The sequence below is a fragment of the Paenibacillus hexagrammi genome (genome assembly GCF_021513275.1).
Taxonomy (GTDB): Bacteria; Bacillota; Bacilli; order Paenibacillales; family NBRC-103111; genus Paenibacillus_E; species Paenibacillus_E hexagrammi.
Genome location: NZ_CP090978.1, coordinates 4,939,338 through 4,965,482, shown reverse-complemented (window position 1 = coordinate 4,965,482; position 26,145 = coordinate 4,939,338). Strand labels below are relative to the sequence as shown.

Genomic DNA, 26,145 nt, shown 5'->3' with positions numbered 1-26,145 from the left:
ATCAGTAGTTTTTTTCTTTCATGCTACACGAAATTTCATTTATTTTCCAATGGCAAACCTTAAGCGGCTCGATGAGCTTGCTTTAAGGTTTTTTTGTATGTGTAAGTCCTAGTTGGTTACCATTTCTACTAGGAAATTGTGAGGGGGGCGGAGAATGGATGTAGGTCTAAAGGCATGGCTTGTGATAAAATCATTCCTGCAATTACCACTGTAGAAACCTACTCCATACGACCGATATTAGTTCCATGGGACGAGAATAGCGAAAAAAATCGAAAGAGTTATGTCAAATAAAAAAATTATGGTTAACTCATACTTCTCTAACAATTGCTTGTTATTCTCAAAACATCCCGAATCCATTAACCATTATTAGGCAACGAAGGATACAGAATGAAGGAATGGAGTTGATTCGAATGACAAAAAAGCCATGGTCTACACAGGAATTGGACAAGTTGATTCGATTGTCAAGCGAATGTCCGCCTGTTGTCATTGCAAGAGAACTATCTCGCCCCGTTACATCCGTTCGTAAAAAAATGAGGGAAATCGGCATTAGTTATGTAACCGGGGAAGAATGGAAAAAACGACAAATTCAATACCTGATATCAGACGAAGGGGCATCCTACAAAAATCATGTCACTCCGGTATCGCCAAGCTCGGATTTTGAGTCTCCGGTGTTGGATGAGTTTTGGAAAACACTTGTTACTATGGCAAGAGTCGCGAAGAAAAGAGGAAAACGTGTAGACGTTCTTTCTTTCATAGATACGTACCGCAAAATACGCACAGGCGGTTAAATAGAGAGTAGGGGGATATGCGGGTAACCGACATGTTCCTTTTTTATTTGGGGATCGCGTTTGCAACATCTACGAAAGACTCGATAAAGGTTTATCTCATTTGTAATACTTCTGTAAGCCCTGAGGATGGCAAATTGGAGTATAATAGTGCCAAACGTTTGTGGAGGCATGCGCGCATGAGCGGAGTTATACTGGTCGTGGACGACGAAACCAATATTATAGATGTATGTACATTGTATCTGGAAAGGGAAGGCTTCCGGGTTATATCCGCAGGTAATGGTGAGGAAGCGCTGCGGATGTGGAGGCAGTATGCCCCGGACCTCATGATTCTAGACCTCATGATGCCAGGCATCAATGGTTGGCAGGTCTGTGTAGAAATCCGCCAAGAGCAGGATATCCCGATTATTATGCTTACAGCACGGGGAGAGGAGAAGGATCGGCTTACAGGACTGACGATGGGGGCAGACGACTATTTAACCAAGCCGTTTAGTCCTCGTGAATTAGTTCTAAGGGTCAAGGCGATTATGCGCAGAATGCAGCGTAGTCTGCAGACTAGCCAGGTTCATGATCCTGGAGCTCAGCATGTGTGGAAATTGCCGGGCATTGAGCTAAACAGTCTCAACCGAATGGTAACGGTACAGGGAGAAGAAATCGAATTGACTGTGAAAGAGTTTGAACTCTTGCAGTTATTTATCAGTCACCCGGACCAAGTCTTTTCAAGGAATCAGCTCCTTAGCAAGGTCTGGGATTTCGATTATTATGGGGACACGACGACGGTAACCGTACATATTCGCAGATTGAGGGAGAAGATTGAGCCAAATCCTTCTGAGCCTCGTTTTATCAAAACAGTATGGGGGATTGGCTACAAATTTGAGAGCAGGGAACCTTTATGAAGCTCCGGTACTATTTACTTACTGCGAATATCGTTAGTACAGGCTTGATTCTAACCGCTTTATTTATTTGCTATCAGTATATGCTGCTGTTGTTGCGCGACGTGATCTTATTAACGGCAGTAACGGTATGTGCGGCAGGTGCTTCCATGCTCATTCACTATTGGATGACAAGGCCTCTGGAGATATCTATTCATGCCATTGCCAGAGAAGCTGCTAGCATTGCTCAAGGGGAATTTCAAGGACAAGTTCCAGAGCTTGGCCCGATCGAATTTCAGAAACTCGCAAAGCGATTTAACGAGATGTCGGATAAGCTTCAGGAAAGCTTTCAACGATTGAAGAATGAGGAAGCATCCCGAAGAGAGCTGGTGGCCAATGTTTCACATGATTTACGTACGCCGATGGCATCGATTCAAGCATTTGTGGAGGCGCTGCAGGATGATATCGTAAGTGATCGTGTTACTTTTGACCGGTATTTGAAAACGATACAATTGGAGACGGTACGTCTAAACGATTTGATTGAGGAGCTTTTTAAGCTCTCCCAATTGGAAGCTGGAGGGCTGGAGTTTAAACCAGAGCTTTATCATGTGGATGCTCTCTTGCTCGATACGCTGCAAAGCCTTGCTGTTTTACTCGAAGAAAAGAGGCTTAACGTTCAGACGGACGTGCCTGAAATGCTTCCACCTGCGCTGCTGATGCCTCTTGAAGTGAAGCGGGTTATCTCCAATATCCTGCATAATGCGATTCGCCATTCTTCCGTAAACGGTACAATTTGGATCGAAGCAGAGCTTCTCTCGGAACAGTTTGTACAAATTCGCATATCTGATGAAGGGGAAGGTATGGAGCAGCATGAACAGCTGCGCATTTTTGAGAGGTTTTATCGGGCAGATCCTTCAAGAACGAGAACTAGCGGAGGAGCGGGGTTGGGGCTGGCCATTGCCAAATTTATTATAGATTTGCACGGAGGAGAGATCGGCGTCTGGAGCGAACCGGGGCGCGGCAGTCAGTTTTGGTTTACGCTGCCAATCTGCTCTTTGGAGCAAGTCCAGGGCAAGCTTAACTCAACAGCATATAAAGCGATCTGAACCTGGCGGTGGCCGGGTTTTTCATATTCACTGACTTTGAAGAGGGAAACTAAATGACATCGGTTACCATACGGAACGAAAGTTAGGCTTGTAAGAATAATGTAAGGATTCCGTTATACTTCCATAAGTTATGGGCCTTATTCTTAAATCTGTAGGAAACAGAACGAAGAAGGAGGCTGTATGAAAATGAAAAGTTGGAAAAAGATTGCTGTAATTTCTATGGTGGTGTTCGCGGTTGCGCTGCCCGGCGCTGCATCAGCGGAAGAATCGATGATGGCTGGGTATGATTATACGAAGGTGAACACGATTATGAAGGACGGTATGGAACTGGTCCCACTTAGGGAAATAGCAGAATCGCTAGGCTACCAGGTGATATGGGGGGATGAGAATCGCTCCATTACCATTAACGATAAGAAGGATATGATGATGGACGATTCTATGAAAGATAAGACAATGGATGGCATGATGGAAAAGGGGCACTCTTGGATGCTGCAGATCGGAAGCACATCAATGAAAGATGGCGAAGCTGAAGTTATGTTGGAGGTCGCGCCGATGATTGTAAATGATATGACCTATGTTCCCAAAGAGGTTGTTGATCAACATTTACTTCAGCCCATGATGATGAAGTAAAATCGAAATTGAAGATGAAACCGGAGTAACTTTTAAGTAAGTCTGCTCTGGTTTTTGTATTATTTTACCGGGAGATTCAAGGAGATGTAATATAGGCGAATAAGCTTTCCGCTGAACGTGTTCGCATATCTTCGAAAGACTTCATAGAGGTGTACTTCATATCTATGCGTTATACTTATTGTATAAAGAATGGGGAGGGGAACGGTGGAATGGAATCAAAGAGAAGCTGGCTGAAGCAGTCGTTTGGTAAACGTCTGAATCAGCTTCACAGCTGGAACGCATGGATTCTTCTGCTGCTTGCGGTTAGCGGCATTGTGCTGAGTATAGGTGCGATTCGCGGCGAGCTGGGAGGTCTGCGCGTAACCTTAAAGCAGCTGCATATTGCGCTTGGCGTTATTTCAATTGTACTCATCGCACTATACGCGCCGATGATTCGGAAGCACTGGAGGCAAATCCGCGGGCACAGCGGTAGGCGCGGCAATTTGCTGCTCGTGCTGGCGCTCCTGCTAGGCTGGAGTGCATCGGGCGTCGTCTTATGGCAGTTCCGCCATCTGCCGCCCGCCTGGAACAACACGGCACTCCTCCTCCACGATCTGCTAACTTGGGTCGGAGTGCCGTATGCCGTGTACCACGCCATCTCGCGCAGCAGATGGCTGAAACGCCAGCAGCGCGCGGAGCAAGCCGCGGCTGCCGCAGCAAGGCCGCCCGCCTCGCAGGCGGCTGTACATGTGCCCGCCGCCACGGATGGTGCGGCGGTGGGACAGTCCGCCGGCACGGATGGTGCGGCGGTGGGACGGTCCGCCGGCACGGATGATGCGGCGGAGCGGTCGGCAGCGCAGGCGGTTATCGCCGCGCTGAAGGCTTCACCGATCACACGCGCATCGTTCCTGCGGCTTGCCGCAGGACTGCTGCTCGTGATCGGGGTAGGCCCCGCCTTTTACCGCTGGGTAAAAGGCGCGTTCGACACCGGCGGCAGCGATATTGCCGCGGTTGCCGTCCAGGACGGCAACCGCATGCTCCCGCCGCCGGAGCCGCTGCCGGACTCCGCCGCTGTGGTCGGCGGGGGGCTCAGGGGAATTTCCGTATTTATACGGTCACGGAAATTCCGGCTTTTTCCTCGGATACGTGGAAATTTGCCGTATCCGGTCTCGTGGAGCGTCCCAGCGTTTGGAGCTGGGAGCAATTTCTGAAGCTGAAGCGCACCGTTCAAGTCAGCGATTTCCACTGCGTTACGGGATGGTCGGTGTACAAATGTACATGGGAGGGCATTCCACTCAAGGAAATGCTTGCTGCTGCAGGTGTAAAGCCTGAAGCTAAGTTTGTTAAATTTTACTCCGGCGATGGTGTTTATACGGACGCCTTGTCCTTGGATCAGGCCGCTATTGATGATGTGATGGTTGCGGTCATGCTGGACGGCAAGCCAATCCCTCAGAAGCTCGGCGGACCGGTGAGGCTGATCGTGCCCAAGATGTTCGCATATAAATCTGTGAAATGGCTGCAGGGCATTGAACTGATTGATAAGGAGCACATCGGTTACTGGGAGGTCAGAGGCTACCGTAACGACGCTTGGGTATGGGTTGATCAGGAGCATGTGTGAATGGGATATCCGGCTGTATGCCGATGAATGGTAAGTAGGCCGATTCAGGAATGAAAGAGTAGTTGTACGGGCAGCGCCGCTGTGCTGCGAACCTTGCATAGGCCCTAAGCACTGAACAAGGGCTGCGATCCCACTTTCTTCGCATTTTCTGCTATAATCAGGATAAAATGCTGGGGGAAAGTTTGGTGGTAGCAAGTGGAGATTGTTTCAGTTAATGTAGGTATTCCACAATCGATAATTTATCAGGGCAAAGAGCTGGAAACTGGGATTTATAAGTCCCAAGTCAGCTCTTCTTTGCGTTTGACAAAGACGCAGTTGGAGGGTGACGGCCAAGCAGACCTGGTGAATCACGGGGGGCCCGATAAAGCGATTTGTGTGTATGCGAAGGAGCATTTTGCCTACTGGGAAAGCAAGCTCGGCTGCGAACTCCATCCCGGTGCTTTCGGTGAAAATTTGACTGTAACCGGACTGCTTGAAGATGTGGTCTGTATCGGCGATATCTTCCAGATTGGGGATGCTGTAGTTCAAGTGTCTCAACCTAGACAGCCGTGTCATAAGCTTGCTAAACGCTATGATGTTCAAGATCTTCCTGTTCAAGTGCAGAATACCGGATTTACCGGGTATTATTTTCGAGTCCTGAAGGAAGGAAACATACCGGCACAGCCGACAATTCGATTGACTCAGAAGGATCCTGCTGGAATTACAGTAGCTAATGCTAATCAGATCAAGTACCATGACAAGGCCAATGCAGAAGGGATTCGCTCTATTTTGGCTGTCGAAGCCCTTTCGCAAAGCTGGCGGCAATCGTTCGAGAAGCGCTTGTCTGAGCTTGAAACATGCTGACAGGTGTCATCCTAGCCGGTGGGAAGAACCGCAGGATGGGGGGAGACTGAAGGCGCTGCTGCCATACAAAGGAAGCACAATCCTGCACATCCAGTTAGCGGAGATGAGAAAAATCTGCGGAACCGTGTTCATTGTGACGAACAATAGAGACATGATTGAACCTGAGATTTCATCCTTTCAAGGATTGGATATTCGCATCATATCTGATGTGTACCTTCAAGCGGGGCCTTTGGCAGGTATTCATGCTGCCTGTAAAGCTGCTTCAGGAGAGCAACTTTGGGTTGTCGGCTGCGATATGCCTCATTTGTCAGCGGATGCTGCCATCGCCATGAAAAGCCGATTAGCTAGCGCTGATTTTGAAGCGGTTATCCCTGTCATAGGTGGACGCATTCATCCCCTGCATGGGATCTATTCGAGAAAGGTCGGAGACACGGCTGAGCAATTGCTCATTCAGGAGCAGTACCGGGTTATGGAGCTTTTGCAGCGTTGCCGATGGCTGGCGGCTGACGATGCTTTTTTTGCAGAGCACGGCATTGCGCTGCAATTTGCGAGTAATCTGAACACACCGGAAGAGTATCATGCCAGCATGATGAGGAATGAAACCTGACATCGATCTTTAGCAGGAACACTCGACTATTAACTTGAATCTTGTTTTCTCTCTTATTCAACCTTGTGACACTGTGAAAATGTGAGGAAATATGACATAATGGGCGTAGAAAGAGGTGGATTCCTATGTCCAATCAGCTGATTGATCGATTTGGCCGTGTACATGATTATTTGCGGATATCCGTGACGGACAGGTGTAATTTACGTTGTGTCTATTGTATGCCTGAAGAAGGCTTGGAGTTTGAGCCTGAAGATAGGGTGCTTCGCTTTGATGAAATCGCCGAGGTTGTACGCGTTCTGGCCGGTCTTGGTGTTCGAAAGCTTAGGCTGACCGGGGGAGAGCCGCTCGTACGTAAACATCTAGAAAAATTAATCGGCATGCTGTCAGTGATTCCTGGAATTGAAGATATTGCATTAACGACGAACGGCATTTATTTCGCTGCAAAGGCGGAGAAGCTGCGCGCAGCAGGATTAACCCGAGTTAACATTAGCTTGGATTCGCTAAAAGCGGACCGGTTCTCGTTCATTACCCGTGGTGGAGATATTCGCCGTGTCCTGGAGAGTATAGAAGCCGCCCATCGGGTCGGACTTGTCCCTATTAAATTGAATGTGGTGCTTATGAAAGGCTTGAATGACGACGAGATCGAGGATTTCTTACAAATGACAATGGAACGTCCCGTTCAGATCAGATTTATAGAATATATGCCGATCGGGCATCAAGACGATACTTGGAAGGCGAGATACGTTCCGCTAAGCTCTGTTATGGAGTGCTGCTTAGAGAAAGGCTGGATAGTGGAACCTTCGGAGAAGGTTTATGGCAACGGCCCATCGCGTAATTACCGCATTCAAGGTGCGCAGGGATCATTCGGCTTAATTCATCCGGTGAGTGATCATTTCTGTGAAGCCTGCAGCCGGTTGAGGATTACAGCGGACGGTAATATCAAGCCCTGCCTTTTCTGGTCGGACGAATTCAATGTAAGAAGACATATGGGGAATGAGGCCGCTTTGAAAGAGTTATTCTTTCGGGCTTTGGACATCAAACCGCAAAATCATGAAATGGCTCAGACGTTATTCAATCAGGAACTATCCCACATGCCTACTGTGCGGCGTATGTCGCAGATAGGAGGCTGAGTCAGGAGGAACGATAAGTGACCGACAGTATAAATCTGAAATTCGGACGCAGCGTTGTAACCGTTGAGCAGGCTTGGGAATCTTTGGTAGTCCATCTAAATAGGATGGAGACGGAGCATGTCCCGCTCGCTTCTGCATTCGGAAGAAGATTGGCGGTTCCCGTGCATGCGGACCATGACGTCCCACACTTTCGCAGGTCGGGAGTCGATGGTTACGCGGTGCGTGCTGCTGATATTGGACAAGCAAGCTTTGAATGTCCTGTCACCTTACAAGTAACGGAGCATATACCCAGCGGTACGATGCCTCAGCAAACGATTGGCCCTGGTATGGCTGCCAGGATTATGACTGGCGCCCCTGTACCTGATGGAGCTGATGCTGTCGTTATGCTGGAAATGACGGATTGTCTGATGGAGGACTCGCCGTCTGTCGGCATTGTACAGATTAAGAAGGCGGTGCCTACAGGCAGTAATATTACTCCGGTTGCTGGGGAGGTCGGTGTCGGGGAGCACCTAATCAAGCAAGGAGAACGGGTGGGGCCCGGAGAAGCTGCGATTTTGGCTACATTTGGCTACAGTCATGTTCCGGTATATAAGAAGCCCGTTGTGGCCATCTTTTCTACCGGGTCGGAGCTGCTAAACGTTGAAAAGCCTCTCCAGCCCGGGCGCATACGAAACAGTAATAGTTATATGCTGGCCTTTCAAGTAGAGGCGGCAGGGGGAGTGCCCGTGATTATGCCTGCTTTACCGGACGATGTGGCGGAGGTTAAACAAGCGCTGGAGCGGGCCTTTGAATCGGCCGATTTCATCATTACGTCAGGTGGTGTTTCCGTAGGGGACTACGATGTGCTTGTAGAATTATTCGGTCGTTGGGATGGCAATCTTTTATTTAATAAAGTTTCCATGCGGCCCGGTACACCTACAAGTGCAGCAATCTGGAAGGAGAAGCTGCTGCTTGCTCTCTCGGGCAACCCTGGGGCCTCATTCGTTGGCTTCGAGCTGTTTGCGGGACCTTGTATCCGAGCCATGCAGGGATGTGAGCAGCCATTTCCGGTAGAGAGCAGCGCTTATCTCGATATCGATTATGGCAAGGGCTCGGCATATCCTCGCTATGTGAGAGGGACAACCCGGGTAGAAGATGGAGTGCGGAAGGTTCAACCAGCGGGAATCGATAAATCCAGCATCATGGTTTCTATTAAGGACGCGGATTGTTTGATTAAGCTGCCAGCTGGAGGCGGCGGGTTTCGCAAAGGTGTTCCTGTAGCTGTATATTCTCTCGAAAGTTAATTGATTATTAGATTTCTTTCTGATATAGTTGATGCCCGAAAGGGCTTCAACGTTTCGTTTTGATCTAGACTAGCACACAAGTCGGAAATCTAGAGAAGAGGAACTTCTGCCGAATGGTTAAAGATCTGTTTTTTCAGATAATAGTGGCGCTCATACCCATTCTAATCGCACACTACTCTTTAACAACGCTGAAACTACCCAATACCTTTTGGCTCTATGGTCCATTAGCGGGAATTGCCATTATTGTATGCGTCTCCATGCCAGTAAACTTTAATGGATTTCTGTGGGATTTACGTTCAGCGCTGCTTGTGACTTGTTTTTTGTACGCCGGTCCTAGAGCTGGCTTGATTGCTGCCTTCATGATGGTTGCCTATCGACTTGCACTTGGGGGACCGATGCTCTATTTGATTGTAACATCTGCTGTTATGCAATCTTTTCCGCCTTTCATCCTACACCAACGATTTATCAAAAGTGAACCTAAGAAACGCATACGAATGGTTTTTTTCCTTTCTCTTGTTTCTTTTTCGATTCTTTTCTTTCATCTGTATATCTATACCTCAGCGTCGGGGGAAACACCGTTTTCTCATTTAAGCCCTTGGCATTATTTGCTTTTTGGCATTATTCATGTATCGGCGATGCTCATTTCCAGCATACTGATAGAAAATATTATAGAGATGTACCAACTGCGCAAGGAACGCTCCAGAACTGAAAAGCTTGCGGTGCTGAGCGAATTGGCCGCTTCTGTGGCGCATGAAATTCGGAATCCATTAACTGTGGTAAGAGGATTTTTGCAGTTAACCCAGCAATCATTGGACGAGAAAAATAAAAGCTTCATCTCTACGGCGATTCTGGAGCTGGACCGTGCAGAGAAAATCATCAGCGATTATTTAAGCTTTGCGAAACCGCAGATCGAACATATCAGTGTGATACAGGTCGAAGAGCTGGTGAACAGCACCACCGATGTAATCAGGGCCTATGCCTCCATGCGGGGGGTAGAGATGCACACGCTTCCCTATCCGGAATCTCTGCAGGTGGCCTCGGACAAGCATAAGCTGCAGCAGGTTCTGATGAATCTGATCAAAAATGCTATTGAAGCGGTGCCGGAGCATAAGGAGGATGGGCGGGTCGAAGTACGCATCTCAATCGAACGTAACTTCGTGAAGATTGAGGTAGCCGATAATGGAAAAGGGATGACCCCGGAGCAAGTCACAAGACTAGGTGATCCGTACTATTCAACCAAAGATACGGGAACAGGACTTGGCTTGATGGTCACTTTCCGTTTGGTAGAAGCGATGGATGGAAAGCTGATATTCCACAGTAAGCCTGGCAAAGGAACACAAGCAGTCCTTTATATACCATTATTTGAAAAAAATAAGCCGTGAGAGCTTGCGCAGATAATTGCAGCTCTACGGCTTTTTAATTGGTAAGAAAGTTTAAGTTTTATACTTTTGCTTCGCATCAACATTGACAAACTCGCTCGTCCTTTAAGGTCGACGAAGTCGTTTATCCCTGGTTGCTATAATTAATGCTGATGATTGTCGTTCATCGCTTTCGTCAGCGTGATGGACCAGTCGGCTTCATTCCATGCTACATTCCAGCCGAGCAGCTCCGTGATGAAGCGAAGAGGAACTTGCGTACGGCCGTCACGAAGGACAACGCTGGCTCCAATCTCTTTGCGCATTCCGTTCACTTCCATGTAGTCATTATCCACCCAGAAGGTCAGTGTATCAGTACCGGATTTGACCCAAGCGGTTTGTGTAGCTTGATCCCAGGTCACTTCTGCACCGATGCCTTCAGCTAAGAAGCGGAGAGGCACGTAGGTGTTGTTTTCCCACATGAACGGAGCCGTATCCATCAAGGTCACTTGATCATTGACCTTGAATTCGCTGCTGCCGATTTTCAGCCATATTTTCTTTGGGGCATCCATAGTTGCAGAGTCATGAAATTTATCCTGAAACTGTGCTACGATGCCTCCTGCCAAGTAATCGCCGGTATGCATCATATGGGCATAGGCTTCCCGTTCGCTGGAGTAAGCTTTGGCATAATCCATGTTTACATAGTTATCGAAAGCACTGATCAATTGCGCGACATGAGGCTTTAATGCTGTCTCTATGTCTGTGGTTTTGAATTGTTCCGGGTTGGCACCTTCAAGGAAGGCTCCGAAATCGGTACCGTAGCTGCCCAGCTTCTCCAAGACTTCTTTGCGTTTTAATTCGTCCTTCGCCGCTGTCGCTTTCACGTAATCGACGAAGAAGCCGATATGCGCGTTCCATAGTTCTTTAAATGCATCCCCAGCCTCTTCGCCATATATGGAAGCGACAGCTTTGGTAAGATCATCACTGTTTGCGAGTAATGCGTTTGAGACAGCCTCAAAATCCGGCGCGTCATTGATTCCTTTTTGCATAGTCAATACAGCTAATTCGGCATGCTCGCTGAGCAAGCGGTCCAGGGCGGAACGAAGGTCTGCTGCAGCGGCACTGGAACCATCGGCATTGAATTTATCAGGAAATTGTTTGACGATGGCATCCGCCAATACTTGGCCGAAATGAACCATATGCATGTAGGCTTCGCGCTCACTTTGGTAAGCTTGAGTATAATCTTTGTTGACGTAGTTATCAAAGGCGCTGATCAATTGGCTTACATGGGCAGTTAAGCCTTTGGCGACGTCTTCCGCTTTGATATTGGGGTTAGCTCCTGCTAGAAAGGCGCCAAAATCCGGACCATATTCTTCTAATTTATCCAATGCAGCCTTCCGTCCGTCTTCATCCTTCTTGGCTGTAGCAGTCACGTAATCGACGAAGAAACCGATGTGCCTTTTCCACAATTCGCTAAAGGCTTTCCCTGCATCTTCGCCGTATACGGAAGCGACTGCTTGAGACAGATCATCTCCGTTAGCCATAAGGGCTGCTGCTGCATCTTGAAAGTCCGGAGCACCGTCAATCCCCTTTTGCATGGTAACGACAGCCATAGCAGCGTGCTCTCCGAGTAATCCTTCAAGCGTGACGCGCAGATCGGATGAGCTGCTTTTGACGGTTACCGTGTGGGCGCTTGCCATGGTTGGAAATACCAGTGTAAGGCCCAGCGCAGCGGTTGCTAATTTCTTCATCATTGGTTTCATTCGTTTCATCTCTCCTTTAATATGCTTTTTGTTGCATCTGAAGAGGGAAACGGAGGAAGTTTGGTTTTGGATCACAGTTGAGCTCTTTTTTTAAAAAATATTTTATGGTCATCCCATACAAGCCTTTTTTGCGAAATATATAATAGGAGGAGACTTTGGAAAGGGGATCCTTGATGACAGATACCTTAACTGATCTACAAATCATGGAAAGAATCGTGCGTAAAGATGCCGATGCTTTGCGTTATCTGTATGAAAGATATGAAAGACCGGTCTATGCCTTTGCTTATCGGATCGTTCATGACCCAATGATGGCAGAAGAAGTCGCTCAGGAGCTGTTTCTCCGAATATGGCATGCAGCGGAACGATACGATGCGGAGAACGGTAAATTGACTAGTTGGATGTTTACTTTGACACGTAATATCGCGATCGATCAGCTTCGGAAAAAGCAAAGCCGCACAAGCGGGCAAGTAGCAGGGCCGGAGCAAATGAACCGGGTGCAGGATACCGCGAAAAGTACAGAAGAAGTAGTTGAATCGCAGTGGATGGGGCAGCGGATTAAAGATGCGTTGGGAGAACTTAATCCAGATCAAAAGCAGGTGTTGGATCTGATTTATTATCAAGGCTACACGCAGCAGGAAGTGTCTGATCAGGAGGCCATTCCTCTCGGTACGGTTAAGAGCAGGGTTCGTTTGGCGCTCAAACAGCTCAAATCGAAGCTCACTGGCATAAGGAAGGAGGAGCAGCATATATGAATAAGCCGGAAGCTATGTGTGATCTTAGAGAACTATACGCCTTAGGTGGATTGGACGATCAGGAACGGAAGGAATTTGAACAGCATCTAAAAGGCTGTGTGGAGTGTAAGTCAGCGCTTGCCGAGCTTGCTGAAATTATCGATCTTCTCCCGCTTGCCGCTGAGCCGGTGGAAGTCCCGGAAGGTATGAAGGAACGAATTCTTGGAAGGGTTCTTGGTGAGCAAACTTCTATAGAGCAACGAGTAAATCGCATAACGGATACGTCTTCTTCAGCAGCTTCGTTGCCGCTTTCAGTCGAGATAACCAAGAGACGTGCAGTTGAATCGACATCTCGTTCCGGTGGCAGGTGGAGACCTTGGCTGTATGGAGGCTTATCGGCTGCGATACTTGTCCTAGGCGTGTACAGCTACGATTTGAAGGAGCAAAATACATACTTGAAAGCTCAGCTAGTTGCGCTTAACCAGCCTGCGGAGGGAGCGAGAACCGGCAGTGTCGTATCCCTCAACAGTACGGCTGCGGATATTGTTGCCAAGGGGCTTGCCACCATCGTCATTGATACCAAGGGGACGCACCTGCTTGTTCAAGCGGAAAAGCTCCCCGAGCTCAAAGGTAATGAGGCCTTTCAGGTATGGCTTTTAAAAGGTAAGGATGTCGTCGTCAATGCAGGCACGTTCATGAGCCATGACGGGACAGGCGGTTTATATTTTACGATGGAGCCCAGCAGCTACGATCAAATTGCCATTACCTTGGAGCCGGATGCCTATGGAGACAAGCCGAGAGGTAAACCGGTGCTTGCAGCAAGTCTTGGGAAAAGTTAGCCGCCGCGAGTTAGGTGGTGACTCTTTAGAAAAAGGCTGGATAGGACAGCTGAAATGGAAGACATAGGGCCTTCCCTGTTCCGTAATGGCAAGCAGTAGAGGAAGCTGCTTGTCCCGTGGGCCGGGGACCAGCACATACAAATCCTGAATGGACTCATGAAGCCATTCATTTGATACTTGTAAAGACGGCTGTAGTGGGATGTGGACCACAAGGCCGTCTTTGGGTTCTGGAATTTCCGGTTGTCCATATAGTTCCGTGATGGAAGCGATCCACGCAGCGGTCTCATCGCGGACCTGTTCCGTACAAGGAAACCGGGCGATCACTTTTTCGGTGGATGGTTGGAACACTTCTGCCTGGGGCGTGATCTCTGATGCCGTAAGGGAAAGAGGAGGAGCACCGAATAGCAATAATCCCAGCATGAGCGTTATTGACTTTATCAAATCTTTCATTATGAGGTTTCCTTTACTTGTTCATTTTTGCTATCAGATCGGTGACCGTTAGAAATTGATAGCCTTGTTTTTTGAGCTCTGGCAGTAGAATCTTTAATGCTTCAACGGTTTGGGAGCAATCGCCCTGCAGATCATGAAACAGGATAATGTCTCCGTTATGAATATGAGTTAGGACGGAGCTGACGATTTTATCAACACCGGGCTTCTTCCAATCCTTCGTATCTTGATACCAGGACCACATGACAACTGTAAAACGATCCTGTTTGGCCAGTTCAATCAATGATTGATCGTAGTAACCGCCGGGAGGGCGAAACACGTGAGGAACTTGCTCGGTGATATCAAAAATAATATCCTGCGTCTGTTCGATTTCCTCCTTAAGCTTATTAGGAGAGACATGCCGCAGAAAATGATGGTCGTAGGTGTGGTTGGCGATTTCATGCCCCTCATTGACTTCGCGGATCGCGATTTGAGGGTACATCTGGACTCTTTTCCCCAACACAAAAAAAGTTGCTTTCGCATCGTACTGCTTGAGTACATCCAGAACCTGCGGCGTATAGACGGGATTCGGACCGTCGTCAAACGTGAGGGCGACCAGCTTTTGAGTGGTCTGAACTTTTGAAACTACCTGAGTTTGCGGAACAGGAACAGCTCCTGTCATGAGGGTTAAGGAAGCGGCAAGCTGAGCGGCAACGAGCAGTTTACGATGGAGCTTAGCCATGGGTCGTTACCTCCTTTGGAGATAGTCTTTGACCCTTTTCTCCAACCTATTCGCCATGAAGCCGAGGCAATATTTGTGAGGAACATGAAAAAAAGCCGGAATGCTGTAAGGAATAGTCATTCCTTGTTCAGCAACCAGCTTAGTTTTCGTTAGATGTCCTTATTCGGATAACTTATACACTTTAATTTTTTGAATGCCGAATTGCTTTAACGATTCTTTGGAGGCGGGTATAAAGATGTCTAGATGGTTGCCTTTTACAGAACCACCTGTATCCGTAGCATAAGCATACATACCGCCAGCAGGAAGCCCGTCAAATGAGTACCCTTCGATATACAGCTTGGAACCCAGCGGGATAACAGAAGGATCTACAGCCACAGTTCCCAGCATGAGTGGATTGCCCATAAAATCAAACGCCGCGTAGCCGCCGTTCTCGGCAGGATCGGCTGAATAAGCGGTTGCCTCGAATTCCTGGTAATCCGGGGAGTGCTGGTTGCCGTCTTTGTTTAAAATAGCTAAATTGCTGCTAGCATCCCACTGCACGGGCACATCGGATGCCTCTGATATGAATCGGAGAGGAACATAGACACGGCCCTCTTGAAATTCGGCGTGTGTGTCCATTTCTACCGGCGTATTGTCAATGACTGCTTCTTTTTCCCCTGAGATCAACGTTATCGTGTGTTTCTCATTATTTAAAGTCACTTTGATCTTATCTCCATCTTTTTCCCAATGGAGCGCATATCCAAGCTTCTCTGTAACGAAGCGAACCGGTACTTGCGTAAAATGGTTGTTGTCCAAAAAAGGCTGTGCATCCGGAAATTGTACAAGGTCATCGTTGACCTGCACTTTCACTTCCATCTCGGCTGCATTCGCATGAAGCGGGGAAAATAAGCCTCCTGCCAATACGGTCATAGACACAGCTAGGCTAGCCAGCCCTTTTAAAGCAATATTCAATTGGATTCCTCCTTCTAGTGAAGCCTCCGAGGTTAGTTGACGGGTTCGGGAAGAAGGTTCTCCCTAGTTTGCCTCTGAAACAGCACACATTCACCCCAAGTATATCGTCCCCCGTACCGGCGCATGAGGAGCTCCGGACTCGGCTCCAATTATATTATCATCGTGGCTATAGGCCAACAACGGCCAAAATGTGGAAGTGTGCGGCGGAACCTGGACTTAAGTCCAGTATGAAATACAGTCGGGAGTCCGTTTTGAGAGTGAAGTGTTTGGATTACGATAGAAGCATAAGATTCGGAATGTAAAGGGGCGGAATTGACAATGGGTATGAAGCGGGTTGGGCAGATGGGGACCGGATACGGTTTTTCTATATCGGAAATAGAAGCAGCAGAGCAGCGCTATCATGAAGCGCTGCAGCGAGCTGTTGAGCTGCGGCTGCAATGTGTTGACGCGGAGGAGCTTGCTGAGCTCCGCACGGAGCAGGCCGAGCTTGCGATGCGAGCTGGCGACGAGGACCTGGCGCGGCGTGCGCTGCAGGAGAAGCTGCGCCTGGAGGCTGCGCGCGAAGACCTCCGCGCGCAGTACAGGAAGTGCCAGGATGATATCCTGGCACTAGCAGAGGAGCTGCAGCGGCTTCGCGCCGCTGCAGGCAATATGCGGCCGCGGGGCGCAGGGCCGCATGATGACGCAGGCTCGCGCGAAGCGCTGCGCGAGCTGGAACACGCGGGCCGCGAGCTCGGCCGCGAGGCTTGGCACGGCCTGCGTGAAGCGGCCGTGCTGTCGCGCGAGACGCTGAAGGAGGCGAGCTGCAACTTGCGGGAGGAGCTGCGCGCCGTGCGCGGCAGACTCCGGGAGGAGTGGCAGCACAGCCGCTTCAGCGGCTGTGAAGGGCGGGCGCGCTCCCGGAAGTAGCGTGCCGCACAGCACGAGCATGTGCGCCCTTGGCGCAGCCGCGCAGCCCGCGAGTGCGCCCTCGGCGCAGCCGTGCAGCCCGCGAGTCCGCGTCCTCGGCGCAGCCGCGCAGCCCGCGAGTCCGCGCCCTTGGCGCAGCCACGCAGCACGAGCATGTGCGCCCCTCGGCGCAGCCGTGCAGCCCGCGAGTCCGCGCCCTTGGCGCAGCCGCGCAGCCCGCGAGTCCGCCCTCGGCGCAGCCGTGCAGCCCACGAGTCCGCGCCCTCGGCGCAGCCGTGCAGCCCGCGAGTCCGCGTCCTCGGCGCAGCCGCGCAGCCCGCGAGTCCGCCCTCGGCGCAGCCGCGCGCACGTGAGTATGCGCCCTATGCGCCACACGCTAGCGCTCGCCATGCAACTTACGCGCCTCCAAGTCGCACCCAAAATGGGGCAGGGCTGTGCGCGGAGAGCAGCGCTGGTCGCGTCTTTTCATCTTGGAGGGCGCAGATTCTTATGGTATGCTAGAATAATGCGGTCACAGCGGCTTTTTACCACAATGTGTACAGCCTATCTTATAATCGAGCAGCCAGAGGAGGTGCAACATGGGAGAAGATACGAAACCTAACCGAAGCCGGAATACAGCGCTGCTGCTGATCGGGGCCGGTCTTTTTTTACTTCTGGATCATACGGTCGGCTTTTTTCCCATTCTTGCGATTCTCCTCGTTCTATTGGGTATTCATCGAATCAGATCGCGAAGAGAACGAAAAGGCTATGTGCTGATCGGTGCGGGAATTGTCATCTTATTTGCCAACCATCTGTCCATCGTCATTTCCATTGTTTTGATTTTGTTGGGACTTTATTTTATTCGATCCAAGCAATTCCCTAAAGACGAATCGTACAACCAGAAGCATAAAATTATCGACAGCATGAGATTGGGACGAGAGCCGTGGATTCTGCGTAATAGCAGCATTTGGTACGTCATCGGTGAAACTTATATTGACCTATCTCTCGCGATCCTCGAGAAAAAAGAAACGACGCTCATTCTTCAAGGCGTCATTGGCGATGTTGATATTATCGTACCTGAAGATATAGGTATTTCCGTCACCTCATCTGTGATAATGGGTCAAATAGCAGCAGGACGGGAAAAAGAAGCTGGTGTGTTGAACAAGCTTATCTGGGAGTCCAGTAATTATGAGTGGGCGGACCATCGAGTGAAACTAGTTGTCTCTTACATCGTAGGAGATGTGGACATTAAAATTTTGTAAGTTGATCCGGGGATCCGGACCAGGCTGGAGAAGGAGGACCGTGCTTGGACGGCTATAAAAGAAAGTTAACGAATATGATATGGCGCAGCATGGGGGAATCCATTCTTTTCAGTCTGATCATTTTAGGAGCAGTTTTATATTTTCTCAGCTCTCGTAATATGATCGTTCCATTCCGCACCTGGCAGGAAGGTGTGCAGATCAGCTTCCTGGTAGTTGGGTCAGTGCTAGTCATCGGAGCCGTCTACGGCTTCTGGAGCAGCAATCGTGTCACCCGCAGGCTGGAGCCTCTTATGGAGACGATGATCCAGCTGGAAAAGGGAACCTTTAGCCGCGGTGGCTTTGAGCACGGTGAAGACGAAATCGGTAGACTCGGCGAGCAGCTGGGTCGAGTGATGAAGAAATGGGAGGAACAGGTTACTTCCCTCCAGCGGCTCTCTAATGATAATGCGGAGCTTGCTGAGAAGGCGAGGCTATCGGCGGTCATTGAAGAACGCCAAAGATTGGCTAGAGAGCTGCATGACGCGGTTAGTCAGCAATTGTTTGCCATATCTATGACGGCTACGGCAGTGGGGCGGACGCTGGATAAGGATTTCAGCAAAGCTCAGCGGCAAATTCATCTTATCGAAGAAATGGCTTCAGTTGCTCAATCCGAGATGAGAGCCCTGCTGCTTCATTTACGGCCGGTGCATCTGGAAGGAAAGCGCTTGTCCGAAGGCCTTGTTGAGCTGCTGCGTGAATTAGCGGCCAAGGTTCCGATGGAGATTTCATGGGATATGGACGATGAAATTCGGCTGCCCAAGGGGATCGAGGATCACCTGTTTCGTATCGTGCAGGAGGCGCTGTCTAATGCGCTGCGGCACTCCAAGGCGAACAAGCTGGAGGTCAAGCTCCTGCATCGCCCAGATGGTATACGTTTGTCCATTCGCGATGACGGCGTAGGGTTTGATTTGGATGCTAAGAAGCATGCGTCCTATGGTATTGTCTCGATGAAAGAACGCGTGAATGAGATTGGCGGGCATTTACATATCATTACAGCGCCCGAGCGGGGAACGAGGATCGAAATCCGGGTTCCGCTAATTGGGCAGGAGCCATAATTTGTGAGCAGATAATTCCCCTATGGGAAGTGCTGGGAGACAGGTGCAAGGAGAGGAGTATCGAATCATGGAATCGAATATTAAAGTACTTCTTGTAGATGATCATGAGATGGTGAGAATCGGGCTGGCCGCAGTGCTTGGCACTGAAGATGGAATCGAGGTTGTCGGAGAGGCCAGCAATGGACAGGATGGCATACGTCTGGCACAGGAGTACAAGCCGGATGTGGTTCTTATGGACCTGGTCATGGAGGGTATGGATGGCATTGAGACAACACGCAAGCTGCTGCAGCTGTATCCGGAGTGCAAGGTGATTGTACTAACCAGCTTTCTTGACGATGAAAAAATGTACCCGGTTATCGAAGCGGGCGCATTCAGCTATTTATTGAAGACGTCGCGGGCTTCAGAAATCGCACAAGCTATTCGCGCGGCTGCTAACGGCCAATCGATTCTGGAATCTCAGGTGGCCTCTAAGATTATGAACCGTTTTCGCCAGCCGAAGCCGGCGAGCGCTCCGCATGAAGAGCTTACAGAACGGGAAATGGAAGTACTGCGATTAATTGCAAAAGGGAAATCTAACCAAGAACTGGCGGATGAATTATTTATCGGTGTCAAAACGGTTAAGTTTCATGTGACCAATGTACTGGCCAAGCTGGGAGTGGAAGATCGTACTCAAGCGGCTATTTATGCGTTCAAGAATGGATTGGCCGAGTAAAAGTAAGAGGAGGAGCAAACGAATGAATATATTGAAGCAAATATGGAGCTGGTTCGGTTCGATTGCCATCTCCTTCGTCCTTGTCGTATTCTTGGGCGTATTTGTATTTCAGTCAACGAAGGTGATGGGGCATTCCATGGACCCAACCCTTCATGATAAGCAAAGAGTCTATGTATCCAAGCTGCCGCATACCTTTTCGTCAGAGCCGGATTACGGTGACATTGTCATCATCGACAGCCGCGTCAATATGAAACGGACCTTTAAGAATGACCTCCTGGATAGTCCGCTTCTGAATTTGTTTACCCGAACGGACGACCAGCATGTTTGGATCAAACGTGTGATAGGCAAGCCCGGAGATGTGATTGAGTACAAGGATCACCATGTGTATCGCAATGGGGAGCTTCTGGATGAGCCTTATCTCAACGAGCAAATGAAAGATGACAAGATGAAGTCCTGGACGGTCCCCGCCGACCACGTGTTTGTCATGGGAGATAACCGCAACAACAGTATGGATAGCCGGGTCATTGGTTTTGTGCCGCTGGATCATGTTCTGGGTAAGAAGCTGTTCTAAGTCATTAGACCGATCAAAATGGAACTCCTGGTCTTATCGCCTTGTAAGTAAGGGTGGTGAGATTAAGGAGTTTTTTGTATTGCTTGTAAAAATGCGGCACATCGTGTTACGGTTAAATAACCAATTAATCTGGTTGGAAAAATAAGATTTAATTCAAAGGAGGAAATCTGCATGCTAAAATCCAACATCGCCAAGAATCTTACAGAATTAATCGGCAATACCCCGCTATTGGAATTGGGAAGCTATGGAGCAAGCTTGTCGTTAGAAGCAACTTTGATCGCCAAGCTGGAATATTTTAATCCGGCAGGTAGTGTGAAGGATCGAATCGGCTATGCGATGATTCAAGATGCGGAGGAAAAAGGACTGCTGCGTAAGGATTCGGTCATTATTGAAGCGACCAGCGGAAATACGGGGATCGCTCTTGCTTTTGTAGCTGCGGCTAAAGGCTATCGGCTTATGATTGTGCTGCCGGAGACGTTCAGTGTGGAGCGCAGAAATGTACTGCAGGCTCTAGGTGCGGAGTTGATTTTGACGCCGGGCTCGGAGGGAATGCCGGGGGCGCTTCGAAGAGCTGAGGAGTTGGCTGAACAAATTCCCCATGCGTTTGTAGCGCATCAATTCGACAATCCGGCCAATCCTCGGATTCATAGGCAAACGACGGCAGAGGAAATATGGCGGGATACGAATGGCGAAATCGATCTCTTCGTAGCCGGAGTGGGAACGGGCGGAACGATAACGGGTGTAGGTGAAGTACTGAAGCAGCGTAAGCCATCCATTCAAATTGTCGCTGTGGAGCCTTCTGAATCTCCTGTCTTATCCGGAGGAACGAGGGGAGCCCATCAATTGCAGGGATTAGGACCGGGCTTTATTCCAAGCGTGTATAATGCTGAGTCAGTGGATGAAATCGTACAAGTTCACCATGAGGATGCTTTTGAGGCGTCGAGGTTGCTTGCGCGAACGGAAGGCCTCTTGGTAGGCATATCTTCAGGAGCTGCCGTTCATGCGGCTGTTCAGCTTGCTAGAAGGGCGGAGAATAGGGGCAAGAACATCGTTGTCCTTCTGCCGGATACTGGGGAGCGATATTTATCTACGACGCTGTATCAGCAATAATAAAAAGCCGTGTGAGCACTCGTCTCATACGGCTTTACATGCGTGTATCGAGCAGTAAACCTTTCATGGGGACCGGTAAATATCCCTTCTGCCTGCGGTATTGGGTGTATGTCTGGAGCGGTGAGTTCTCCACTTGGAACAAGCCCTCCGAAGGCAATTGTTCTAGGGAATCCATGGTGCTGCCTAGCAGTGAAGCAAAGTTGCTGACGCCTTTCAGCCGTTTTTTTATATCAGACAGACCGTCAGCTACGAGCTTCTTGAATTCGTCTTCATGGAGCTGCAGGGCTCCGTTCTCATCAGGTGAGATGCCAGGCCCCTGGGCTAGATAAAGCTTAGCGGCTTGATCGATACCCTTAGCTAACGTCAGGTTTACTTGACCTCCCGATTGATTCAAGTTCTCCTGCAGCTTGTTGAACGAGGAGACAAATTGACGGAGAGGCTTTATGAGTTCATTGGTATCCTCTGAGGAATCGGGGGCAAAGCGCGAGCTAGCCTGCAGCCATGCTTTGGCTGATTGCTTGGCATCGTCCGCCGAACGCACAAGATCGGCCGTATCTTGCGCCGCCTGTTTGACCAGCTGCTTATAGGCGGTCTGATCATAGGGCAGGTTCAGGAATTGCCTGGACTTGCCCGGACTGCCGCTAACACTGCGTACAGAGGACACTTTATAGTAGTCTTTATTGGTCTTATAGCTGTTAATGATGGCAAGAGGATAGGCTGTAATCAAGGTATTCACCTCATTTTCTAAGATGCTCGGACTGGAATATTCCACTTACTGCTAGTATAACATTGGAACGATTTGGGGTAAATTGGGCTTGCAGCGAAAAAAACGAAAGATAGGCAAAGAATCGCGGAAGCAAGTCACGGCTTTTACACATAAGATAGCATTATTGCTTCTTGTGGAGGCGATGCCGAATGATTCGTAAACGATTGCCCTCAGTGGATGATAGGAGTATACATCGTTTGGTCGTAGACCAGCTGGTTCCTTTCTCCAAGTTCAAAAGAGCCGCGAACGCTTCTGCTACTTTTACGGAAATTAAAAAAAGATTGAATCAAGGCACAACTTTCGTTGTGGCGAAAGGGCTTCGCGCACCTGTGGGCTTCATTTCGCTGCTGCATAAATCAAAGGTGCTTTTCATCGATATGCTTGCGGTTGACCCTAGAACCCAGAGCCGGGGATGGGGGAAGGAATTAATGAGAGCCGCAGAAGAGTTCGGAAGAGCTAGGGGATGTCACCATGCGGAGCTATTTGTGGATGACAGCAATCCGAAAGCGCTGCAATTTTATATGGGCAGGGGCTACAGCACGGAGCAGTATTTTCCCGATTTGGGCTGTTACCGAATGAGTAAGCCGCTTCATTGACAAAAAATAAGAGGGCTGCAGACACTTAGGTCGGTAGCCCTCTTATGCTTTAAACGATGGCGAATAAGAATGCAGTGGAAGCTAGCGGCAGCGCAAGAGCCTCGTTATAAGCGAAGCCGCCGAAGCTTAACGGTCCTGGGTATACGTCATGGAATGCTTTCGTTTCCGCTTGTTCTTCCTTCTTCCTGGATTTTACTGCAACAGATTTACGTTTCTTGCTTTGGGAGCTAGTGACGGTAGCGGCTTTATCGTTGAGAATCAGATGGCCGTTCTCGACTCGGCTTAGAACACCGTAGATCTCCGAGCCGTCATACAAGTAAATGAACACCGGTTTGCCGCAGTACGCCGCACAACTTTTTTCCGTTACTGGGAAAACTCTTTCCATAAAAGGTACGCACCTCCGCATTTGTTTATCTGTAATCAGCCTATTCGCAAAGTGGGACGTTGGTATGGACAGATGTCTATATATCAGGAAAATTTAGCAAAGGTATTGATAAAACTGATTGCATATTAAGTTGAATCCCTTACCTATTTTAGGTATGCTAAGCATAATAACTAATTCCAATAGAGAAAGAATGATGCATAGATGAGTGGAGCTGTATTCTATATTTTTGGCGCAACAGGTGATCTGGCGAAAAAGAAAGCTGTTTCCTGCTTTTTATAGCTTGTATCGTGAAGGAAAGCTTGGAGAAAATTTTGCGGTTGTCGGACTCGCGCGCAGACCCCGCACCAATGAACAATTTCGTGAAGATGTGAAGCATTCCATCCAGGAATTTGCCCGTTATCAGAGCAAAAACGAAGCGGAATGGGAGCAATTTGCTCAGCGGTTCGAGTATATGTCCCTCGACATTAATAACGTAGAGGGTTTTCATCAACTAAATCAGTTAACCGCCCGATTGGACGAACAATACCAAACAGGCGGCAATCGTTTGTTCTATCTGGCTCTAGCGCCTGAATTGTTTGGCAACGTATCCTATAATCTCCGCGAAGGAGGTCTTCTTGAGACTCAAGGATGGCATCGTCTTGTGATCGAGAAGCCCTTTGGCTATGATCTCGCTTCGGCAGAGCGCCTGAATGGTCAGCTTCGTCAAGTGTTTGAAGAGAAGGATATTTATCGTATCGATCATTACTTGGGCAAGGAAATGGTGCAAAATATCGAGTTCGTACGTTTCGCTAACGCGTTCTTCGAACCGCTTTGGAACAATAAATACATAGCGAACATCCAAATCACGCTAAGTGAGACGGTAGGTGTCGAAGAGCGTGGAGGTTATTACGACCATTCCGGCGCTCTCCGTGACATGGGCCAAAATCACATGCTGCAAATGCTCATGATGATGGCCATGGAGCCGCCTAGCCGTTTGCATCCCGAAGACATCCGCGACGAGAAGGTGAAGGTACTCCGTTCTCTCCGTATGTTCCAGGATGGCGACGATGTACGCAATAATGTGGTTCGGGGCCAGTATAGCGAGGGCTCGGCCAAAGGTAAGGCGCTCCCTGCATATCGCAGCGAGGATTCGGTGAATCCGCAGTCGACGACAGAGACCTATTTTGCCGCGCGTGTATTCGTAGATAATTTCCGTTGGGCGGGAGTTCCTTTCTACATTCGTACAGGTAAAAGGCTTCCGGTTAAAACAACGGAGGTTGTGGTCGAGTTTAAGAACATTCCAACCAATGTGTACTTGGCTAAGAAGCATGATCTTCAGCCGAATTTGCTTGTCTTCCGCGTCAATCCGATGGAGGGCATCTATCTGAAAATGAACGCCAAGCAGCCGGGCTCAGAGGGTGTTATCGTTCCTGTGGCGATGGATTTTTGCCAGAGCTGTCAAGTCGGTATCAATACACCGGAAGCCTATGAGCGTCTGCTGTATGACGCGGCAAGAGGAGATTCCACGTATTTCACCCGCTGGGATGAAGTGGCTCTCGCTTGGGGAGTACGTGGATAAGATCGCAGCAGCATGGGCCGAGACATCTAGCGATCTAAAACATTACCCTGCAGGATCATGGGGTCCTGTGGAAGCGAGAGAGCTGCTTGAACACGACGGCTTCAAATGGTGGCCGATCAACGGACAGAATGAAGGCGAAGTCGATTGGGTTACCGAGCCGAAGACATCGGTACTCACCTAAGCCGGACGACGTTCAAAGAAATACACGTAGTGAAGAACCAATGGGCTTAGGTGTCCCGTTGGTTTTTTGCTATCCTATGAGCGTTTATGCATGCAGTTCTTCTCTCGAAAATGTGAATTTGCTTCCTAGCGAAGGCTTCGCTTTGCGGGTTGAGTAAGCGCTGCACTGCAGTCACATTGCCCTGTCGTTTTATGTTATAATGGTGGTTGACTAAATTTAAGGCTTCCTACGCCAGTAGAGGTGCAGCAATGTCAAGGAGAGTATTTTTGCGATGGCTCCTGTTTATTGGGGCGCTCCTGATTGGGGCAAGCGCATATTTTAGCCAGAAGGTGAAGAAGACATTTCTATCGGGCAGCCAAGTTGATCCTTCAACCGCAGCTGCCGATCCGGAACCAAGCAGTACTGCAGAGAGCACGGAAATGCCGCAGACCGGGCCGCTTCTATCCTATTTTATCTTAAGCGACCTGCATGTGAGCGTTGGAGACCCGCAGACGAAAAGCAAGCTAAGGCAGGCGTTAGATGATATTACTCATTTCGATTCTCCTGTAGACGCCATTATTATGACCGGTGATTTGACCGATACAGGTACGGAACGGGATTATAAGGAGCTGCATACCATTGTAAACGAATATAAACTGCCGCCTGTACATGCGAACATGGGCAACCATGATTACTATACGATCTGGATTAACCAGGACAACAGTTGGGATCAGAAAGCCGTGCCCAATGGAAAAACAGATGCTCTGTCCAGGGAACAGTTTATGAAGTTTTTCGGCTATAGCAAGCCGTACAATGAATATAAGGTGAAGAATCATACGATGCTCCTTCTATCGCAAGAAGCCTATGTCCAGGAGAAGCCGGAAGTAGGAGAAGGGGCTTGGTATTCCGACGATCAACTGGCTTGGTTCAAGGCGAGCCTGAAGGCGAATTATGTGCCGGGCAGGCCGCTTTTCGTCATGACACACCAGCCGCTGCCAGTCGGGGATACGAACGGAGCGACACACCAACTGATTCGTGCCAGGGAGTTCAGGGCGGCGCTCAAGCCCTATAAGAATGTGTTTGTATTTTGCGGGCACCGGCATATGGATTTTCAAAACGGAGTTGCGCATTATGTGCAGGAAACGTTTCACTATTTCCACAATTCCTCGGTAGGCCGTCCGCTCAATAAAGCCTACCAGCAGGAAGTGAAACATAAATCGCAAGGTTTGTATGTGCAGGTGTATGCGGATAAAGTGGTGCTTCGCGGCAGGGAATTCAGCAATCGAACGTATACTGCCGAGGCCGACTGGACGATCGAGCTGCAGAAAGCAAATGCATAGGCGCTAGAACGAAGATATTCTTGCATACATGATGATCAAGCCA

General features: G+C 49.2%; 26 protein-coding genes, 1 pseudogene and 1 riboswitch. Of the genes and pseudogenes, 22 read left to right on the top strand and 5 right to left on the bottom strand.

Annotated elements, in window-relative coordinates; all coding sequences use genetic code 11:
* Positions 1-410: 410 nt before the first annotated feature.
* The 11 genes from L0M14_RS22465 to L0M14_RS22420 all read left to right on the top strand — a co-directional run bounded on the left by L0M14_RS22465 (position 411) and on the right by L0M14_RS22420 (position 10,235).
* Positions 411-788: a hypothetical protein gene (locus L0M14_RS22465; protein ID WP_235118775.1), complete on the top strand. Its 378-nt coding sequence runs from the start codon at positions 411-413 to the stop codon at positions 786-788.
* 176 nt (positions 789-964) lie between these two features.
* Positions 965-1,681, top strand: a complete 717-nt coding sequence (locus L0M14_RS22460) for a response regulator transcription factor (RefSeq protein ID WP_235118774.1) — start codon at positions 965-967, stop codon at positions 1,679-1,681.
* Positions 1,678-2,763: a HAMP domain-containing sensor histidine kinase gene (locus tag L0M14_RS22455; protein WP_235118773.1), complete on the top strand. Its 1,086-nt coding sequence runs from the start codon at positions 1,678-1,680 to the stop codon at positions 2,761-2,763. Before L0M14_RS22460 ends, L0M14_RS22455 begins: the two co-directional genes overlap by 4 nt.
* Positions 2,764-2,949: 186 nt before the next feature.
* Positions 2,950-3,393, top strand: a complete 444-nt coding sequence (locus L0M14_RS22450) for a stalk domain-containing protein (RefSeq protein ID WP_235118772.1) — start codon at positions 2,950-2,952, stop codon at positions 3,391-3,393.
* Positions 3,394-3,557: 164 nt separating this feature from the next.
* Positions 3,558-4,583 carry a hypothetical protein gene (locus tag L0M14_RS22445; protein ID WP_311198764.1) on the top strand — a complete coding sequence of 342 codons (1,026 nt, stop codon included), beginning with the start codon at positions 3,558-3,560 and terminating at the stop codon, positions 4,581-4,583.
* Positions 4,544-4,990 carry a molybdopterin-dependent oxidoreductase gene (locus tag L0M14_RS31640; RefSeq protein WP_311198763.1) on the top strand — a complete coding sequence of 149 codons (447 nt, stop codon included), beginning with the start codon at positions 4,544-4,546 and terminating at the stop codon, positions 4,988-4,990. The genes L0M14_RS22445 and L0M14_RS31640 overlap by 40 nt, the downstream gene beginning before the upstream one ends.
* Before the next feature lie 195 nt (positions 4,991-5,185).
* Positions 5,186-5,833, top strand: coding sequence for an MOSC domain-containing protein (locus L0M14_RS22440; RefSeq protein WP_235118771.1), 648 nt, complete (start codon positions 5,186-5,188; stop codon positions 5,831-5,833).
* On the top strand, positions 5,820-6,440 hold the full coding sequence (gene mobA, locus L0M14_RS22435) for a molybdenum cofactor guanylyltransferase (RefSeq protein WP_235118770.1): 621 nt from the start codon (positions 5,820-5,822) through the stop codon (positions 6,438-6,440). The genes L0M14_RS22440 and mobA overlap by 14 nt, the downstream gene beginning before the upstream one ends.
* A gap of 125 nt (positions 6,441-6,565) precedes the next feature.
* Positions 6,566-7,570 carry a GTP 3',8-cyclase MoaA gene (gene moaA / locus L0M14_RS22430; protein ID WP_235118769.1) on the top strand — a complete coding sequence of 335 codons (1,005 nt, stop codon included), beginning with the start codon at positions 6,566-6,568 and terminating at the stop codon, positions 7,568-7,570.
* A gap of 17 nt (positions 7,571-7,587) precedes the next feature.
* Positions 7,588-8,853 carry a molybdopterin molybdotransferase MoeA gene (locus L0M14_RS22425; protein WP_235118768.1) on the top strand — a complete coding sequence of 422 codons (1,266 nt, stop codon included), beginning with the start codon at positions 7,588-7,590 and terminating at the stop codon, positions 8,851-8,853.
* Positions 8,854-8,966: 113 nt separating this feature from the next.
* Positions 8,967-10,235 (top strand): ATP-binding protein, encoded by a 1,269-nt coding sequence (locus tag L0M14_RS22420; protein WP_235118767.1) that lies wholly within the window; start codon positions 8,967-8,969, stop codon positions 10,233-10,235.
* 140 nt (positions 10,236-10,375) lie between these two features.
* Here L0M14_RS22420 and L0M14_RS22415 read toward each other — a convergent pair whose 3' ends face one another.
* Positions 10,376-11,971: a copper amine oxidase N-terminal domain-containing protein gene (locus L0M14_RS22415; RefSeq protein WP_235118766.1), complete on the bottom strand. Its 1,596-nt coding sequence runs from the start codon at positions 11,969-11,971 to the stop codon at positions 10,376-10,378.
* Positions 11,972-12,144: 173 nt separating this feature from the next.
* Between L0M14_RS22415 and L0M14_RS22410 the strand changes: the two genes are divergently transcribed.
* Together L0M14_RS22410 and L0M14_RS22405 are read left to right on the top strand one after the other, a co-directional pair.
* A complete protein-coding gene (locus tag L0M14_RS22410; protein ID WP_235118765.1) occupies positions 12,145-12,723 on the top strand; it encodes an RNA polymerase sigma factor in 579 nt (192 codons plus the stop codon).
* Positions 12,720-13,541, top strand: a complete 822-nt coding sequence (locus L0M14_RS22405; protein ID WP_235118764.1) for an anti-sigma factor — start codon at positions 12,720-12,722, stop codon at positions 13,539-13,541. Before L0M14_RS22410 ends, L0M14_RS22405 begins: the two co-directional genes overlap by 4 nt.
* A 463-nt stretch (positions 13,542-14,004) precedes the next feature.
* Here the strand turns inward: L0M14_RS22405 and L0M14_RS22400 are convergent, their stop codons facing one another.
* Both L0M14_RS22400 and L0M14_RS22395 read right to left on the bottom strand, forming a co-directional pair.
* The gene (locus L0M14_RS22400; protein WP_235118763.1) at positions 14,005-14,709 is read right to left on the bottom strand and encodes a polysaccharide deacetylase family protein; all 705 of its coding nucleotides are present in this window, start codon (positions 14,707-14,709) and stop codon (positions 14,005-14,007) included.
* Positions 14,710-14,868: 159 nt separating this feature from the next.
* Entirely contained in the window at positions 14,869-15,660 is a 792-nt protein-coding gene (locus L0M14_RS22395; protein ID WP_235118762.1) for a stalk domain-containing protein, read from the bottom strand.
* A 6-nt stretch (positions 15,661-15,666) separates the two neighbouring features.
* Positions 15,667-15,815: riboswitch (cyclic di-AMP (ydaO/yuaA leader) on the bottom strand.
* Between the two features lie 163 nt (positions 15,816-15,978).
* Between L0M14_RS22395 and L0M14_RS22390 the strand changes: the two genes are divergently transcribed.
* The 6 genes from L0M14_RS22390 to cysK all read left to right on the top strand — a co-directional run bounded on the left by L0M14_RS22390 (position 15,979) and on the right by cysK (position 21,297).
* Positions 15,979-16,569, top strand: a complete 591-nt coding sequence (locus L0M14_RS22390) for a PspA/IM30 family protein (protein WP_235118761.1) — start codon at positions 15,979-15,981, stop codon at positions 16,567-16,569.
* 578 nt (positions 16,570-17,147) lie between these two features.
* The gene (gene liaF / locus L0M14_RS22385) at positions 17,148-17,810 is read left to right on the top strand and encodes a cell wall-active antibiotics response protein LiaF (protein WP_235118760.1); all 663 of its coding nucleotides are present in this window, start codon (positions 17,148-17,150) and stop codon (positions 17,808-17,810) included.
* Positions 17,811-17,854: 44 nt separating this feature from the next.
* Positions 17,855-18,904, top strand: coding sequence for a sensor histidine kinase (locus L0M14_RS22380; RefSeq protein WP_235118759.1), 1,050 nt, complete (start codon positions 17,855-17,857; stop codon positions 18,902-18,904).
* 67 nt (positions 18,905-18,971) lie between these two features.
* Positions 18,972-19,616 (top strand): response regulator transcription factor, encoded by a 645-nt coding sequence (locus L0M14_RS22375; RefSeq protein WP_235118758.1) that lies wholly within the window; start codon positions 18,972-18,974, stop codon positions 19,614-19,616.
* Between the two features lie 22 nt (positions 19,617-19,638).
* The gene (gene lepB / locus L0M14_RS22370) at positions 19,639-20,187 is read left to right on the top strand and encodes a signal peptidase I (RefSeq protein ID WP_235118757.1); all 549 of its coding nucleotides are present in this window, start codon (positions 19,639-19,641) and stop codon (positions 20,185-20,187) included.
* Positions 20,188-20,358: 171 nt separating this feature from the next.
* Positions 20,359-21,297 (top strand): cysteine synthase A, encoded by a 939-nt coding sequence (gene cysK, locus L0M14_RS22365; protein ID WP_235118756.1) that lies wholly within the window; start codon positions 20,359-20,361, stop codon positions 21,295-21,297.
* A 34-nt stretch (positions 21,298-21,331) separates the two neighbouring features.
* Here cysK and L0M14_RS22360 read toward each other — a convergent pair whose 3' ends face one another.
* Positions 21,332-22,024 (bottom strand): hypothetical protein, encoded by a 693-nt coding sequence (locus tag L0M14_RS22360; RefSeq protein ID WP_235118755.1) that lies wholly within the window; start codon positions 22,022-22,024, stop codon positions 21,332-21,334.
* Between the two features lie 188 nt (positions 22,025-22,212).
* Here L0M14_RS22360 and L0M14_RS22355 point away from each other — a divergent pair, with 188 nt between their 5' ends.
* Positions 22,213-22,659, top strand: coding sequence for a GNAT family N-acetyltransferase (locus L0M14_RS22355; protein WP_235118754.1), 447 nt, complete (start codon positions 22,213-22,215; stop codon positions 22,657-22,659).
* Positions 22,660-22,708: 49 nt separating this feature from the next.
* On the opposite strand, the gene L0M14_RS22350 is transcribed toward L0M14_RS22355, so the two are convergent.
* Positions 22,709-23,044 carry a hypothetical protein gene (locus L0M14_RS22350; protein ID WP_235118753.1) on the bottom strand — a complete coding sequence of 112 codons (336 nt, stop codon included), beginning with the start codon at positions 23,042-23,044 and terminating at the stop codon, positions 22,709-22,711.
* A 201-nt stretch (positions 23,045-23,245) separates the two neighbouring features.
* Here L0M14_RS22350 and zwf point away from each other — a divergent pair.
* Both zwf and L0M14_RS22340 read left to right on the top strand, forming a co-directional pair.
* Positions 23,246-24,783: pseudogene (zwf, locus tag L0M14_RS22345) on the top strand (glucose-6-phosphate dehydrogenase).
* 266 nt (positions 24,784-25,049) lie between these two features.
* Positions 25,050-26,102, top strand: a complete 1,053-nt coding sequence (locus tag L0M14_RS22340) for a metallophosphoesterase family protein (protein WP_311198762.1) — start codon at positions 25,050-25,052, stop codon at positions 26,100-26,102.
* The last annotated feature ends 43 nt before the right edge of the window (positions 26,103-26,145 follow it).

What these genes read in the sequence shown, in the direction of transcription:
- L0M14_RS22405 (WP_235118764.1), top strand. Translation starts at nt 12,720, where the DNA reads ATGAATAAGCCGGAAGCTATGTGTGATCTTAGAGAACTATACGCCTTA.
- L0M14_RS22390 (WP_235118761.1), top strand. Translation starts at nt 15,979, where the DNA reads ATGGGTATGAAGCGGGTTGGGCAGATGGGGACCGGATACGGTTTTTCT.
- cysK (WP_235118756.1), top strand. Translation starts at nt 20,359, where the DNA reads ATGCTAAAATCCAACATCGCCAAGAATCTTACAGAATTAATCGGCAAT.
- L0M14_RS22420 (WP_235118767.1), top strand. Translation starts at nt 8,967, where the DNA reads ATGGTTAAAGATCTGTTTTTTCAGATAATAGTGGCGCTCATACCCATT.
- L0M14_RS22400 (WP_235118763.1), bottom strand. Translation starts at nt 14,709, where the DNA reads ATGGCTAAGCTCCATCGTAAACTGCTCGTTGCCGCTCAGCTTGCCGCT.
- liaF (WP_235118760.1), top strand. Translation starts at nt 17,148, where the DNA reads ATGGGAGAAGATACGAAACCTAACCGAAGCCGGAATACAGCGCTGCTG.
- L0M14_RS22445 (WP_311198764.1), top strand. Translation starts at nt 3,558, where the DNA reads ATGCGTTATACTTATTGTATAAAGAATGGGGAGGGGAACGGTGGAATG.
- L0M14_RS22410 (WP_235118765.1), top strand. Translation starts at nt 12,145, where the DNA reads ATGACAGATACCTTAACTGATCTACAAATCATGGAAAGAATCGTGCGT.
- lepB (WP_235118757.1), top strand. Translation starts at nt 19,639, where the DNA reads ATGAATATATTGAAGCAAATATGGAGCTGGTTCGGTTCGATTGCCATC.
- L0M14_RS22465 (WP_235118775.1), top strand. Translation starts at nt 411, where the DNA reads ATGACAAAAAAGCCATGGTCTACACAGGAATTGGACAAGTTGATTCGA.
- L0M14_RS22415 (WP_235118766.1), bottom strand. Translation starts at nt 11,971, where the DNA reads ATGAAACCAATGATGAAGAAATTAGCAACCGCTGCGCTGGGCCTTACA.
- L0M14_RS22350 (WP_235118753.1), bottom strand. Translation starts at nt 23,044, where the DNA reads ATGGAAAGAGTTTTCCCAGTAACGGAAAAAAGTTGTGCGGCGTACTGC.
- L0M14_RS22355 (WP_235118754.1), top strand. Translation starts at nt 22,213, where the DNA reads ATGATTCGTAAACGATTGCCCTCAGTGGATGATAGGAGTATACATCGT.
- L0M14_RS22450 (WP_235118772.1), top strand. Translation starts at nt 2,950, where the DNA reads ATGAAAAGTTGGAAAAAGATTGCTGTAATTTCTATGGTGGTGTTCGCG.
- L0M14_RS22455 (WP_235118773.1), top strand. Translation starts at nt 1,678, where the DNA reads ATGAAGCTCCGGTACTATTTACTTACTGCGAATATCGTTAGTACAGGC.
- moaA (WP_235118769.1), top strand. Translation starts at nt 6,566, where the DNA reads ATGTCCAATCAGCTGATTGATCGATTTGGCCGTGTACATGATTATTTG.
- L0M14_RS22460 (WP_235118774.1), top strand. Translation starts at nt 965, where the DNA reads ATGAGCGGAGTTATACTGGTCGTGGACGACGAAACCAATATTATAGAT.
- L0M14_RS22375 (WP_235118758.1), top strand. Translation starts at nt 18,972, where the DNA reads ATGGAATCGAATATTAAAGTACTTCTTGTAGATGATCATGAGATGGTG.